At 73.0% G+C, this 13,953-nt stretch carries 11 protein-coding genes; 9 read left to right on the forward strand and 2 right to left on the reverse strand.

Features of this window, described 5'->3' with window-relative positions:
- Positions 1–103: 103 nt before the first annotated feature.
- From QSK25_RS02255 to QSK25_RS02280, 6 genes are all read left to right on the forward strand, one after another.
- Positions 104–1,474, forward strand: a complete 1,371-nt coding sequence (locus QSK25_RS02255) for an FNR domain-containing protein (protein ID WP_285631753.1) — start codon at positions 104–106, stop codon at positions 1,472–1,474.
- Between the two features lie 102 nt (positions 1,475–1,576).
- A complete protein-coding gene (locus QSK25_RS02260) occupies positions 1,577–1,813 on the forward strand; it encodes a hypothetical protein (protein ID WP_285631756.1) in 237 nt (78 codons plus the stop codon).
- Positions 1,813–2,532: a response regulator transcription factor gene (locus QSK25_RS02265; protein WP_285631759.1), complete on the forward strand. Its 720-nt coding sequence runs from the start codon at positions 1,813–1,815 to the stop codon at positions 2,530–2,532. The genes QSK25_RS02260 and QSK25_RS02265 overlap by 1 nt, the downstream gene beginning before the upstream one ends.
- Before the next feature lie 46 nt (positions 2,533–2,578).
- Positions 2,579–3,055: a hypothetical protein gene (locus tag QSK25_RS02270; RefSeq protein ID WP_285631762.1), complete on the forward strand. Its 477-nt coding sequence runs from the start codon at positions 2,579–2,581 to the stop codon at positions 3,053–3,055.
- A gap of 98 nt (positions 3,056–3,153) precedes the next feature.
- On the forward strand, positions 3,154–3,867 hold the full coding sequence (locus QSK25_RS02275) for a hypothetical protein (protein WP_285631764.1): 714 nt from the start codon (positions 3,154–3,156) through the stop codon (positions 3,865–3,867).
- Positions 3,864–4,373: a type VII secretion system-associated protein gene (locus tag QSK25_RS02280; RefSeq protein WP_285631767.1), complete on the forward strand. Its 510-nt coding sequence runs from the start codon at positions 3,864–3,866 to the stop codon at positions 4,371–4,373. Before QSK25_RS02275 ends, QSK25_RS02280 begins: the two co-directional genes overlap by 4 nt.
- Here QSK25_RS02280 and QSK25_RS02285 read toward each other — a convergent pair whose 3' ends face one another.
- Positions 4,374–4,742 carry a cold shock domain-containing protein gene (locus QSK25_RS02285; RefSeq protein ID WP_285631770.1) on the reverse strand — a complete coding sequence of 123 codons (369 nt, stop codon included), beginning with the start codon at positions 4,740–4,742 and terminating at the stop codon, positions 4,374–4,376.
- Positions 4,735–7,434: an ATP-binding protein gene (locus QSK25_RS02290; protein ID WP_285631773.1), complete on the reverse strand. Its 2,700-nt coding sequence runs from the start codon at positions 7,432–7,434 to the stop codon at positions 4,735–4,737. Before QSK25_RS02290 ends, QSK25_RS02285 begins: the two co-directional genes overlap by 8 nt.
- Before the next feature lie 199 nt (positions 7,435–7,633).
- Here QSK25_RS02290 and QSK25_RS02295 point away from each other — a divergent pair, with 199 nt between their 5' ends.
- Genes QSK25_RS02295 through mycP form a run of 3 tightly spaced genes read left to right on the forward strand, consistent with a single transcriptional unit; the run spans position 7,634 to position 13,929 of the window.
- The gene (locus tag QSK25_RS02295) at positions 7,634–10,030 is read left to right on the forward strand and encodes a right-handed parallel beta-helix repeat-containing protein (RefSeq protein WP_285631776.1); all 2,397 of its coding nucleotides are present in this window, start codon (positions 7,634–7,636) and stop codon (positions 10,028–10,030) included.
- 45 nt (positions 10,031–10,075) lie between these two features.
- On the forward strand, positions 10,076–12,757 hold the full coding sequence (locus QSK25_RS02300) for a hypothetical protein (RefSeq protein ID WP_285631779.1): 2,682 nt from the start codon (positions 10,076–10,078) through the stop codon (positions 12,755–12,757).
- On the forward strand, positions 12,754–13,929 hold the full coding sequence (mycP, locus tag QSK25_RS02305) for a type VII secretion-associated serine protease mycosin (RefSeq protein ID WP_285631782.1): 1,176 nt from the start codon (positions 12,754–12,756) through the stop codon (positions 13,927–13,929). Before QSK25_RS02300 ends, mycP begins: the two co-directional genes overlap by 4 nt.
- The last annotated feature ends 24 nt before the right edge of the window (positions 13,930–13,953 follow it).

Here is a 13,953-nt window from a genome sequence, read left to right on the forward strand (position 1 = left end):
ATGATGCCGGACCAACGTCCCTGAACTGCATCGATCGTCCATTGATCCGTCCGCGGCGGGATATACCTCTGACTGCGTGGAGCTCAACGGACGGGACGGGACGATGACTTCGACCTTGGACAGGCCCGCCCGCCCCTCCGGGGGCCGGCACCGCCTGCGGGAACCGGAACCGCCGCCGCTGCCCGCGGTGCCGGCCTGGCAGCGGTTCGCGAAGCAGTCGTTGTTCGTCCACTACTACCGGCTCATGGCCGTGGTCTTCGTCGTCAACCTGGCGCTCGTGCCCGGCAGCGACGTGGAGTTCGCGCGGAACGCCGTGCTGGTCAACCTGACGGTCGCGATCCTGATCCGGCAGCGGCGGGTGCTGAACCTCGCCTTCTCGCTGGTGCGGTGCACGCCGAGGTCGTGGCCGACGCCCGTCCGCCGCACACTGTCCAAAGTGCACCACCTCGGGGGTGTGCACGTGGGCGCCGCGATGGCGGCACTGGTCTGGTACCTCGTGCTGCTGGTCCAGCTCGTCCAGGCCGCCGCGGGTGACACGGCGTTGCTCGGTTCTCCGTTGTACCTCTTCACCTACGCGATCGCCGCGTTGCTCGTGACCATCTGCGTCTGCGCACATCCGTTCATGCGCCGCAAGTTCCACAACCTCTTCGAACGCACGCACCGGTTCGCGGGCTGGCTGCTGCTCGGGTTGTTCTGGCTGCAGACTGTGCTGCTGGGCGCCACGACGCCGGACGGTTCGGTGAACTGGGTCGAGCTGACCGGCGACCCGCAGGTGTGGGCGCTGCTGGTGGCCAGCCTGTGTTCACTGGTCCCGTGGCGGAACCTGCGCCGGGTCAGCATCACCGTCACGCGTCCGTCGGCCCACGTCGCGGTCGTCGGGTTCGACCACGACGGCGGCTGGGCACCGTTCAACAGCTCGACCACCGCGATGAGCCTGAGTCCGTTGCGGGAGTGGCACAAGTTCGCCGCCGTCGACGCTCCACTCGGGACTGATCGCGGCTACCGGGTCTTCCTGTCCAGAGCGGGGGACTGGACTGGTGCGTTCATCGACGACCCGCCGGAACGGGTGTGGATCAGGAAGGCGCCCACGAGCGGCCCCGGCCGGGTGGACGGCCTGTTCGAACGCGTCCTGTACGTCGCCACCGGCAGCGGCATCGGCCCGGTGCTCACGTCGATGATCGGCCGGGCCAAGGAGCGGAAGGGGCCGATGGCGTTGCTGTGGGTGGCCCGCGATCCGTTCCACACCTTCGGCGCCGAGGTCATCAAGGAGGTGCTCTCCCTCGTGCCCGACGCGCACATCGTCGACACCCTGCACGACGCCAAGCCCGATCTCGCCACCCTGACGTACCACCTCGCCACCCGCTTTCGCGCCGATGCCGTCTACATCACCGCGAACCAGCGGGCGACCGTGAACGTCATCAACGCGATGGAGAGCCGCGGAATCGTCGCGAACGGCGCCCTGTTCGACTCGTGATCGTGACCGGGGCGACGGACCGGAGGGCAACCGGCCCGGAAGGAAGTCCTCCGGCGTCGATCTCCGACCGGATCGGCTGCAACCTCCGTGCAGGATGCACAGATGGCGAGCGGCGAAACCACACACCTCCCGCCGGGCCCGCAGAAGTTCTTCCTCGTCACGTCGGGCGTGCAGTGGCCGGAAGGCGTCGAGGCCGGTCTCACGGACATCAAGAAGGCACTGAACGCCTACGCGGAGGTGGAGCGGCACACGGCACGTCCACCCGCCACCCCGCGGTTCGTGAAGGGCACCGGCCCGACGACCGTCGAGGCCCGCGTCCGGCGACCGGAGCGTGACTGATGCGCGTTCTCCTCGTGGACCACGACAGGACCTCCACCGAGCAGGTCGTCCCGGCGTTGACCGGCCGCGGTTTCACCGTCACCTGGTCGCCGTCCCGCTACGGCGTCCTCGACCTGCTCGCCCGGCACGACGTGGTCCTGCTCGGGTCGGGCGTGCGGGACGTGGCGGGCGCGGACCTGTGCCGCCGCATCCGGAACGCGAGCATCGTGCCGATCGTGGTGGCCTCGGCGTGCGGGGCGGTCAGCGACTGGATCGCCGCCTTCCAGCACGGAGCCGACGACCACGTCCTGAAGCCCTACGACGTGGACGACCTCATCAGCCGGTTGCAGGCGGTCCGGCTGAGACCCGCCAGACCGGCGGCATCGGCGTTCGACCCGGTCATCGTCATCGGTGACGTCCGGATCGACCTGGTCCTCAACGAGGTCCGCGTGGGCGGCGACCTGATCCCGTTGCCGCGCCTGCAGTTCCAGGTGCTCGTCATGGTGGCGCGGGCACGGGGCGTGATCTGCCCGCGCGACCGGCTCCTGGCGCGGTTGTGGCACGGCCGGCGGGGCCCGGCGGAGCACCGGGCGCTCGACGTCCACGTCTCGGTGCTGCGCAAGCGACTCGGCCGTCCCGAGCTGCTGGAGACCGTGCGCGGAGTGGGGTTCCGGCTCAACGCACCGGCTCGTGAGGGAAGTCCCGCGCATCGGACGCCATCGCCTGGAGGGGCACCGTGAGTTCAGGACACTGTGGACGCGGCCGTCGCGGAGGAGGGAACACATCGTGATCCACACCAGCCGGCCGGTGGCGAACCGCCGGGTCGAATGGCTGCTGCGCGGCGTCCTGGCGCTGGCGTCGCTGGTGTCGGCGGCGCTGCACGGCATCCTCTGGGTGGTGGTCGGCTCGAGCCCGGTCGGGCCGCTCTTCGCGCTCAACGCGATGTCCGGACTCGCGATCGCCGCCGCCGTGCTCTCCTGGCGGCACCGGCTGCCGGTGTGGTTCGCGATCGACTTCGGTGTGGCGACCTTCGCCTCCTACGTCCTCGCGACGGTGCAGGGCGTCGGCAGGCAGTACAACCAGGTGTGGACGCCGCCGGAGATCGCCGGGATGGTCACCGACGTGCTGTGCGTCGTGGTGGGCTTGCTGCTGCTGACCAGGTACCCGCCGGTGTTCGGCGCCCGGCCCCGGGAAGAGCCCGGCGAGGAGCCGGCGAGCTGCGACTGCGCCCGCTGCACCGGCCTGACCGCGGGCGGCCGGTGATGGGCGCACCGGACGAGTCGTGGAGCGGCGGATTTCCCTTGCTCAGCAGCCTGTTGGACCCGCGTGACGTTCCGGCGCCACTCCCGCGCGACGTTCCGATGGCGCCACCCTCGCACGACGTCCGGGTGCCGCCACCCCCACCTGCCGGGCCGGCGTTCACACTGCAACTCACTCCGGCTCCTGCCGCCTGCGGCCGTCCGCCGGCCGGCGGGATCGACGCGGAACGCGCGGAGTTCCGCCGCATCCACAACTCCAGCCCCGAGGACGACGCCGACCTGGACGCCCTGGCCCTGCGGCTCTACCTGGACGGACGAGCCCCCGGCCTCGACACGGACCTGCGCAGGGGCGCGTCCGGTCCGCACGTCGCGTTCGCCCGGTGCGCCGCGGCCGCGCTGGCGAGGCTCGCCCCGCACCGGGGACCGGCGGTGGCGCGGTGCACGCCGTCGGCCTCGGAGTGGGACTTCTGCGCCCCCGGCACCGAACTGACCGAACGGGGCTTCCTGAGCCTCGGCGCCGACAGCCACCCGATGTCCGGACTCGCCGTCTGGTCGATGTCCGGTCGCCGGATCGGGGACCGGGTCGTCTTCGCGCCGGGCACGAGCTTCCGCGTGCTGGGGCTGCGGGAGCGCGGTCTGCTGCTCCTGCGCGAACTGGCCGCCGCCGAGGTCGGACGGCCACCGGCGCACATCGAACTCGACGACCTCACCCGCCGCGCGCTGGTGCGCTTCGCCGACGCACCGAGCCAGACCGACGAGTGGCCCCCGGCCAGCCACGTGCCGGGCTTCGTCACGAACCGAGGAGCACCCCGATGACCGAAGAGCATGCCGAACCGCAGCTGCTGCTGCTCATCGACCCGGCCCAGGACCCCGAACAGGAACCGCCGTGGGAGTCCGTGCTGGGCGCTTGGCCGGTGGACGCCGACGGCGTGCGCGGCCGGTTCCAGCCCAACCCGATCTACCAGCCCTCCGTGCCGGACGGGCCGCTCGACCCGGTCGACGCGGTGCTGCGCGCGATGCTCTCCGACGACGAGGCGGTGCAGGAGCTGAAGCCCGCACTGCGAGATGTGCTGCTGTCCATCGCCGTGGACGAGACCTCGACGGCGCTGGTCCGGCCCGGCCCGGACGGCGGGGCGGTGGTGCTCGTCGCGACCGCGCACGGGCACCGCGCACACGTGGAATCGCCCGCGTGGCTGGACGTCACGGTCGAGGAGCTCGCGAAGGCGTTGCCCGCAGGCGGGGTCGACGTGCTGATCAACTCGGGCTCCCCGGCGTCGCTGCGGCTGAGCGCCGACGCGATCCGCGACGCCGCCGGGGAGTGATCAGTCCCGCACCCAGCCTGCCGACCTCGCCAGAGCCACCACCGTGCGCCGCACCTCGAGGAGTTGCTGGGCGGTCAGCGTCGGGATCGCCACGAGAAGCCGTTCGGTGAGCTCGGTCGTCAGCGCCGGCTCCGTCGACACGCGCGAGTCGCAGATGCTGACCTGGGTCGCTTTCGGCCCGCGTTCCCCCTTCGCCGCGACGAACTCGACGCGCAGCCCGTTCGCCACCAGCCGTTTGTCGAAGGTGAGGTCGTTGACGTGGACGAAGACGTCCTCGCCGCCGTCATCGGGTGCGAGGAAGCCGAAGCCCCGCAACTCGTCGTAACTGATGACCCTCCCGGTCAGCGGCAACACTGCCTCCTCAGCCACGCCCGGTTCCCCGGGCGGTCAGCGCCTCGTCCAGGATCGCCTGGGAGAGCTCGATCCTGGACGTCAGGCCGTGTCGGGCGAACAACCGGCTCAACCGGCCTTCGACGCTCTTGTCGCTCGTGCGGAGCGTCGCCGCGATCTGCTTGTTGCTGAGTCCTTCGGCGGCCAGCACGGTCAGCAGGTACTCGTTCTCGGCGACGGCCTCCTGCCGTCCGGGGACGGTTACGCCGAGTTCGCGCATCAGGTTGCGGGCTCGTGCCCGGTAGAGGAACGCGCCCAGCTCACCCAGTTCGGCGTAGACCGGGCCGAGCAACGTGGCCGGTGCGGCGCCGTGCTTGACGAGCCTGGCGCGGATGACAGCGCTCTCACCGGGGTGGTCGCGGTCCTGGACGCGCCGCAGGCACTCCTGGGCCGCTGCGGCGTCCCTGCCGACGACGGCGCGGACGAACGCCGCGTGCATGAGCACCCGGCTCGTGGGCATGGTGGCCGCGAGTTCTTCCACGGCGCGCAGGCCTTCTTCGGCCGTGCCGGCGGCACCGGTGTCGAGGGCGAGGTCGACGAGCTCCGCCCAGCCCAGGTCGGCGCCCACCAGCAGAGCTCGGCCGGCGGCGTCGTGCAGGGTGGTGCGCAGGCGTGAGATCGCTCCCTCGGTGTCACCCAGCGCCCGGTCGACCAGTCCCTCTGCCAGGTCGAGCAGGTGCGCCAGCACCGGGGTCGTGGTCCGCGCGGCGGCCAGCAGCTTCCTGGCCGTCAGCACTTTTCCCTGCGCCACCAACGCGGAGACGGTCGCGTGGTGCATCCCGGCGGTGCCCACGTCGAAGCTGCACGCGGACCCGTCCGCCACCCCGCGCCGCGCGGTCTCGGCCGCCACGTCGAACTGCCCGCGCAACGCCGCGGCCATCGCCTGGTCGCTGCTCTGCATCCGGTGCCAGTCAAGGCCTTCCTCGATCAGCAGCTTGTCGGCCCGGTCGAGGTCACCCATGACCAGCAACGCGGTGACGTGTGCGGTGACGTGGTCGAGGCGGTGGTGCGAGCTGGTGCGCGGCGGCCAGCCCGCCCTGCTCTCCAGGCTCTGCTCGAACTCCTGCGGGCGGCCCTGCCAGAGTTCGGTCATGGTGCGCAGCAACTGGCTCAGCGTGCCGCCGGACGAGCCGGACACCAGCACGCCCGCCTCCTGCCAGCGGTCGAGCATGCCGAACGCCAGCGCGCTGGTGACGGCCGTCGGCGGGAACGGTTCCGTCGTGGTGCGTTCGGCCAGGCCCCGCAGCACTTCGACGTCGCCCAGGCTGCTCAACGCGTAGACGGCCATCGCCTGCAGGTCCTGCACGGTGTCGGCGGTCAGCTGGTCGCGGTACTCGGTGAGCAGCAGCTGTGCGCCCCGCAGGCTGCGTTCGTGGTCGCCGTGGACGTGGCAGGCGGAGGTGTGCCGCAGCAGCACCGCCGAGCGCTGGGCGCGGTCGTCCGACAGTTCGGTCGCGGCGCTCAGCCAGCGTTGCGCGAGGTCGGCGCGGGCCGTCTCCGACCTGCTCAGCAGCTCACCGAGAGCCCGCCGCGCGTCGACGAGCCTGCCCGCGTCGGCCACGAGGTTCGTGAAGTGGTCCTCGTCCGTGCACGTGGCGGTGCCGTTCCAGACCGACGTCACGGCTTGGGCGGCGAGGTGCCGCCGTTCGAACGGGCCTCGCGCGGCGACGAGCGCCTCGGCGACCAGGGGGATCTGGAACCGCCACGACGCACCGTTCAGACCGCGGTGCAGGACGCCCTCGGCGCGCAGGACGTCGATCAGCCGTTCGACCTGGGGCAGCGGGAGGTTCAGCGCGGCACCGGCGAGTGCGGGCACGGCGGTGCCGAACGGGGCGAGCGTGGCGACCGCCTTCGCCACGGCCCACGCGTCGGGGCCGAGTTCGCGGACGGCGCGCAGCAGCGGCCCGCAGGGGAGCGCGCCGCTGGGGCTCGGCGCGGCCACCAGGTACGCCCGCTGGTCGACCACGCGGATCGCCCGGTCGGCGCTGAGCTGGTCGAGCGTCTCGCCCACCGCGGCGGGAATCCCGCGGCTGAGCCTGCGCACGTGGGCCGCGAGCGCGTCGTCCGGCACGGCCTGCAGCGCGAGTGCCGTCGTGCGGCGGACCTCGTCGGGGCGCAGTGGCCGCAGCCGGACGGACTCCACCAGTCCGGCCCGCCGCAGCCGGGCGGCAGCGGCACCGCCCGCCATGCCCGGGGCGGGGGTGCGGGTGGTGATCACGCAGTTCAGCGGGCTGTCCGCGAGCTGGTGGACCAACGCCTCCAGCACGGCGAGCGAATCGGGGTCGATCCACTGCACGTCGTCGATCAGCAGCACCGGTCTCGGTCCGGATCTCCTCAACGCGGCCGCCGCCGAGGTGGCCGCGCTCCGCGCGACGTCGGGTTTGCCGGCGGCGCCGACGACCGGGCCGAGCGAGGCCCAGAGCGACTCGGAGCGCACAGGCCCGCGCAGGCCGACCGTCGAGTCGTGGGGTGATGTCGCGTCGGGGAGGGTGAACCGCGCGGGCATCGCGTTGCCGTCGCTGGTGAACCGCATGGCGGTGACGTGGCGGCCGTCGGCGGTCAGCAGGGCGCTCAGCCGGGCGAGCAGCTGGGTGCGGCCGACGCCCGCCGGCCCGGTGACGGACACCAGGGGCGTGCGCGCGGCACGGATGGTGTCGAGGATCTCGTCCACATCCCGATCATCGGCAAGGCTGCGGCCCTGTCGAGGGACTCGCCCGGGGCAGGGCGTTTTGAGTCGGCCACTGTGCCCTAAGTGCTTTTGTCCCGGCGTTCCCGCAGTGGCGTAGAGGTTTTGTGGAGTCTGGCTTGATCACCTGGACGCGGGCCTGGTCGTGCGCGGTCTTGGCCCGCGGACTGCTGAGGAGCCGGAAGTGAGCCAGAACGTCATCAGGGTCACCCAGACGCCGGGACACGGACATGCCCGTGTCGGCGACGCGGTGGCCGGTGCGCCGCCGGGAGCGCTCATCCTCGTCGGCCCGGGGCGCTACACCGAGAACATCGTGCTGTCGAAACCGGTGACCATCACCGCGGAGGAAGGGCCGGGCACGGTCCACCTCGTCGCGTCGTCCGGTCCTGTGGTGGCGTTGAACGCCGAGTCCGCGTCGCTCAACGGCGTGACCGTGACGTGCTCGGACGTGGAGAGCCCGGCGGTGGTCGTCGCGCGCGGCCAGCTCGGCCTGAACGAGTGCGTGCTCGCCTCCGACGGCTGGACGACGGTGTTCGCGGCGGGGGAGGGAACCCTGCTGATGCGCGACTGCGCGGTGAGCAACGGAGCAGGGGCGGGCGTCGTGGTGACCTCGCCGCAGGGCAGCGTGCTGGAGTCGTGCCGGATCGAGGACCTGGGCACGTCGGGTGTCGTCGTCGCCGACGAAGGCGCGGTGCGGCTGCGGTTCTGCAGCGTCCGCAACGCCGTGGGCAACGGGATCTGCCTCAACGGGCGCGGCCGGTTGGCCGCCGAGGACACCACGATCTCGGTGACCGGCAAGCCCGCCGTGGCGGTGGAGCAGGAAGCGGGGTTGACGGCGACGCGGCTGACCGTCTCCGGGTCGGACAGCGTCGGGTTCTACCTGGCGGGCACCGGTCCGATCGCGCTCGAGGAGTGCGTGGTCGAGGGGTCCGGCGCCGACGGCTTCTTCGTCGACGAGCAGGCCGCTCCCTCGTTGCGCGGGTGCCGGGTGCAGGGGGCGCGGGGAGGCGGCATGCACTTCACCGCGCGCTCGACCGGAACCGTCAGCGGGTGCGAGGTGTCCGAAGTGGACGGCGCCGGGCTGGTGGTGGTCGACCGGAGCAGTCCCGAGTTCGACCAGCTGACCGTCTCGGGCTGCGGGTCGGCAGGGGTGAGCGTGGCGGAGAGCGCGGAGCCGTTCTTCCGGCGGTTGCGGGTCGTCGGCAGCGACGGGGCGGCCGTCGAGTTCCACGGAGCAGCCCGCGGCACCGTCGAGAACCTCGAGATCGACGGCAGCGGCTACGCCGGTCTGGTGGTGGCGGACGGGGCCCGCCTGACCGCGAGCGGTGTGAGCGTGCGCGGTACCGCCGACGCCGGGGTCAAGGTCGTCGGAGCGGCGCTCTCGCTGGCCGACAGCGCGATCGTCGGTGCCGGTGCCGAGGGCGTGCACGCCGGTGAGGGCGCCGACCTGTCCCTGGTGCGGTGCCGCGTGCAGAACAGCGCCGGTGCCGGATGTCTTTTCACCGCGGGGTCTTCCGGCACGGTGACCGAGTCGGAGTTCTCCTCCGGCAGCTCCGACGGCATCCGCATCGACACCGACGAGGCCGTGCGCATCTCCGGCTGCACCGTGCGGGACAACCACGGCAGCGGCGTCCGGCAGATCCGGCCGGGCACCGGGATCGAGGTCCTGGACCTGATCTCCGGCGGCAACCTCACCCCCGACGCGTTCGGCACCGCCGCGACCGCCGATCCCGGACCGTCCGCTCCCGTCGCCGCCGCGCCGCGTTCCTCCGCCGGAGATCCTCTCGCGGACCTGCAGGAACTGGTCGGGCTCGCGGGCGTCAAGCGCGAGGTGACCTCGCTGATCAACCTGAACAAGATGGCGAAGCGCCGCGAGGACGCCGGGCTGTCGGTGCCGCCGATGGCCCGCCACCTCGTCTTCGCCGGAGCGCCGGGCACGGGCAAGACGACCGTCGCCCGCCTCTACGGCCAGGTGCTGGCGCAGCTGGGCGTGCTGCGCAAGGGACATCTCGTCGAGGTGGCCCGCGCGGACCTCGTCGCGCAGATCATCGGCGGCACGGCGATCAAGACCACGGAGGCGTTCAACACCGCGCTGGGCGGCGTGCTGTTCATCGACGAGGCCTACACGCTCAGCAACAGCAAGGGCGGCAACGGACCCGACTTCGGCCGCGAGGCGATCGACACGCTGGTCAAGCTGATGGAGGACCACCGCGAGGACGTCGTCGTCATCGCCGCGGGCTACTCCGCCGACATGTCGCGCTTCCTGGAGTCCAACCCCGGTATGGAGTCCCGCTTCAGCCGCACCATCGAGTTCGCCAACTACACCGCCGACGAGCTCGTCACGATCGTCCGCTCGCAGTGCTCGAGGCACGACTACCGGCTCGACGGCGCCGCCGCCGACGTGCTGCTGCAGTACTTCGAGGAGATCCCCAAGGACGGGACCTTCGGCAACGGCCGCACGGCCAGGCGGGTCTTCGAGCGCATGGTCGACCGCCAGGCCTCGCGCCTGGCCGAGTCCGCCGAGGCGACAGCGGCCGAGTTGAGCCTGCTGACCGCCGCCGACCTGGAGACCATCAGCTGACCCTCCGGCGCGGGCTGCGCCCGTGCCGGACAGCGGGAGACAACGATGAACGCAACAGGCGCGGGACGGCCTGGTGACCTGGTCACCCGGCAGTCCGGGCCGCACGTCCTGGTCCACCTGCGCGGCGAGGACCCCGCTGTGCCGGGGCTTCCCGCGCCGGCGCCGGGGGAGGTCCTGGTCCGCGTGACGGACGCGGCCGCCCGGGAACCCGCGCTGCGCGCTTCACTGCCGCGCCTGCTGCCGGTGCGGGGCGCGCGCGTGGTGCGGATCTGCCTCGACGGGCTGGGTCGCGACCAGGCCGTTGCCCAGGGCCTCGCGGACCTGTTAGGGGCAGCCGTGATCGTGCCGGAAGGCGGTGTGTCCGGGCAGTCCGTGCTCTACTCCGGCCACGGCACCGGCAGTGCGGGCTGGTGCTGCTTCCAGCCTGGCCGTCCGGTGTCGTTCGCCGGCGTCCGGTATCCGGCACCCGAGTGGGAGTCCTCCCTGCCGACCACGCCGGTCCGCATCGGCGACGTCGTCGCCGAACCCGTGCCCGCCGGTTTGGTGCTGCGCCGTGACGGGGCGCCCGCCGCCTCCCCGGCCGATTCCGGTTTCGCGGTCGGCGTGCACCTGCAGCGCCCGAAGGTCGTCCTCACCGATTCCGCGCTCTGGCCGGCCGAAGCGGCCGCCCTCGTCGGCCGGATCGTGCCGGGTCCCCTGACGATCGTGCCGCAGGCACCGGTGACCGCCACACCGGCCTGGCTCGCCGAGTTCGCCCACCACCTGGGCCGCGACTTCCTGATCTCACCCGAGAACCCCTGCGGGTTCGCCACCGTCCTGCGCCAGAACGCCGCGGGCCACCGCACCGCCGACGTGGCACCACCCCCGCCGGGCTGGCAGCGCACCGGCCCCGCGACCTACGCCCGCGGCTCTGTCGTCGCCGACGTCGTGCCGTCCGGACTGGTGCTGCGCCACGCCGCCACCCGGCCGGTCCCGTCCCCGCAGGCGTGGGACCCGGTCCGGTGGACGTTGTGGCTCGGCGTGCCCGGCGAGGAGGTGAGCCACGACCTGATGGTGGCGGCCGAACAGTTGCTGTCCGGTGTGGACGAACGACGGCGTGGCCTGGCTCGGGTGCGGGTGGGCGGGGTGCTCGGCGAACGGTCCGCGGCGTTGCTCGCGGGCCACGCGCCACCACCGGTTCCCGTGCCGTCGGTTCCCGTGCCGCCGCCGGTTCGCGTGCCGTCGGTTGCCGTGCCGCCGCCGGTTCGCGTGCCGTCGGTTGCCGTGCCGCCGCCGGTTCGCGTGCCGTCGGTTGCCGTGCCGCCGCCGGTTCGCGTGCCGTCGGTTGCCGTGCCGCCGCCCGTTCCCGTTGAGCAGCCAACGGAACGGTTCGCTCCGGTGCGGGACGAACGCCCGACCGAGGTGTTCCCGGCGGTGGTCGAGGACGGTCCGGCCGACCGGCTCGGCCGTCCGGCGCCGATCACACCTCCTGCTCCGGTGTCCGAGGAGCCAGCTGGGCCGGCGCTCTCCGAAGAGCCTCCGGCCGCGGCACCGCCGATGCCCGCTGTCGCCCGTCCGGCGTTCCTCACGACGTCTTCCTCCGTACCGACTGCGTCCGGCCCGACCCGCGCACCGGCACCCACCCCACCCCCAGCACTCGACGCACCGCCGGCCCCCACCTCCGCACCCGAGCCCGCCCCGGCGCCGGGCTCCGAGCCGGCACCCGGCCCCGCTGCCAAGCCGGTTCCTCCCGCGCCACCGCTCACCTCGAGCCCGTCCAGGCACAGCCCGCCGAGCCCCGCCCCCTCACCGGCACCCGGTGGCACGGCTCCCACACCATCGCCGCCGCCCGCCCCGATCCCATCGCCCGCCCCGATCTCACCTCCCGCCCCTATCCCACCGCCGGTCCCGGCCCCGGCGCCCGGCCCACCGAAACGGCCCCTGGTGGTCCCCGACCGCCCCAGCACCGCCGCCGAACAGGCCAGGTTCACCGCCGCCGCGGGCGAGGCGTTCGGCGAGGCCCTCGCCACGGTCAACGCGGCGCTCGCCACGTGGCCCGCCATGCGGCAGGGCGAAGGGCCGGGTGTGAAGGCCGATTACGTGGCCGTGTGCCTGTACCTGGCGCGCGGCACCACGGCGGCCGAGCTGAACCAGACCGTCCGCGACGGGCACGGCACCACGCTCGACGGTCTGGTGGAGTGCCTGGCGTCGGGCATCCGCAGGCTTCCCACCCACAGGAGGGCCGTGTTGCGCCAGGGCAAGGTCGGGCAGTCGCTGGAGCACACGAGCGAGCCGGGCACGGTGCTGACCGAGCCGGGGTTCCTCACCGGCAGCACCGAACTCGACATCGCGGTGCCCGACGCCGATCTCGACGTGCTGATCTGGCCGTCGACGGCGCGGCGCACCGCCGAGCTCGCGGACGGGGCCGCCGTGAACCACGCGATCTTCTACGCCGGGGCGCGGTTCAAGGCGCTCGCGGTCCGCACCCCCGAACCGTCCGATGAGGACGGTGTGCCCAGGGTGGCCGCGCTGTTCCGGGAACTGGGGCCTGGCGAGGCCGTGCCGGAGAACGGGGAGCTCGACGAACGGGACCTGGCGGTGCTGGCGAAGCTCGACCAGGTGCTGGTGCGCCGACACTCGGCGGCGTTGCGGCTGGTGGAGGACGAGGACGCGGTCATCCGGCTGACGAACTCGATGGTCCGGTGGCACGACAGCGCGGCGGGTGCCACCGCCACCCTCGCCTCGTGAAGCGCGCGGTCTGCGGGTGCGCCCTGCTGTTCACCCTGGTAGCGGCGCCGCCCGCGTTCGCCGACGAGGCCACGCCGTTGCCGGCCGACCTGAAGGGGTGCCTGCCGCCGCCCCAGACCATCCAGGGGCCGGTGCCGTGGGCGCAGAAACAGCTGGTGCCCCAGCAGGTCTGGCCCGTCACGAAGGGCGCCGGGGTGGTGGTCGGCGTGGTTGACACCGGTGTCGACGCGAAGACGCCGCAACTCGCCGGGCGGGTGCGGCCCGGCACGGACGTGGCGGGCAAGGGCAAGCCCGCGGACACCGACTGCAACGGGCACGGCACGTTCGTCGCCGGGATCATCGCGGCGGCACCGGGGGACACGGGCTTCGCGGGGGTCGCACCGGACGTGACGGTGCTGCCGGTGCGCTGCGCCACGATCGGGCCGGACGGCAAGCCCGCGCTGACCGCGGCGACCATCGCCGACGGGCTGCGCGCGGCGGTGGACGGCGGGGCGAAGGTCGTCAACATCTCGGCCAGTGTGTCCACTCCGGACGACAAGCTGGCCCAGGCGGTCCAGCACGCGGTGCAGCAGGACGTCGTCGTGGTCGCTTCGGCCGCGAACAGCGCCCAGCAGGGTGATCCGGTCACCTACCCGGCCGCGTACCCCGGCGTGATCGCCGTCGGCGCGATCGACGCGAACGGCGGCCGTGCGGACTTCTCGCAGACCGGCGCGTTCCTGTCCCTCGTCGCACCGGGCGTGGACGTCGCGAGCACCGGTCCCGGCGGCGCCGGGCACTGGCGCGGCAGCGGAACGAGCTACTCGGCCCCGTTCGTGACGGGTGTCGCGGCGCTGGTCCGTGCCTACCGGCCGGAACTCACGGCGGCGCAGGTGAAGCACCGCCTCGAAGCCACGGCGGTGCGCCCGGCCACCACCGAGCTACCGGACCCGGGAATGGGCTGGGGCACGGTGGACCCGGTTGCCGCCGTGACGGCGATGCTGCCCGAGGAGAACGCCCCGGTGGTCACGCCGCCGCCGGCTCCCGCGCCGGCACCGGATCGCGGCGACGAGGCCGGCCCGCTGTTCGCCCTCACCGCCGCGGTGCTCGTCGTCGTGTTCGCCGCCGGCCTCGCCGCCGTGTCCCGCCTGGTCCGTTCGGGCCGTGCCCGCAACTGGGCACCGCCGGAGCGCTGAGCGGTCCACTTCGGACATCCGAAG

Origin of the sequence: Lentzea sp. NBRC 102530 (assembly GCF_030269365.1) — a bacterium.
Classification (GTDB): Bacteria; Actinomycetota; Actinomycetes; order Mycobacteriales; family Pseudonocardiaceae; genus Lentzea.

Coding starts and splice junctions, on each gene's coding strand:
- QSK25_RS02255 (WP_285631753.1), top strand. CDS start 104: ATGACTTCGACCTTGGACAGGCCCGCCCGCCCCTCCGGGGGCCGGCAC.
- QSK25_RS02260 (WP_285631756.1), top strand. CDS start 1,577: ATGGCGAGCGGCGAAACCACACACCTCCCGCCGGGCCCGCAGAAGTTC.
- QSK25_RS02265 (WP_285631759.1), top strand. CDS start 1,813: ATGCGCGTTCTCCTCGTGGACCACGACAGGACCTCCACCGAGCAGGTC.
- QSK25_RS02275 (WP_285631764.1), top strand. CDS start 3,154: ATGGCGCCACCCTCGCACGACGTCCGGGTGCCGCCACCCCCACCTGCC.
- QSK25_RS02280 (WP_285631767.1), top strand. CDS start 3,864: ATGACCGAAGAGCATGCCGAACCGCAGCTGCTGCTGCTCATCGACCCG.
- QSK25_RS02300 (WP_285631779.1), top strand. CDS start 10,076: ATGAACGCAACAGGCGCGGGACGGCCTGGTGACCTGGTCACCCGGCAG.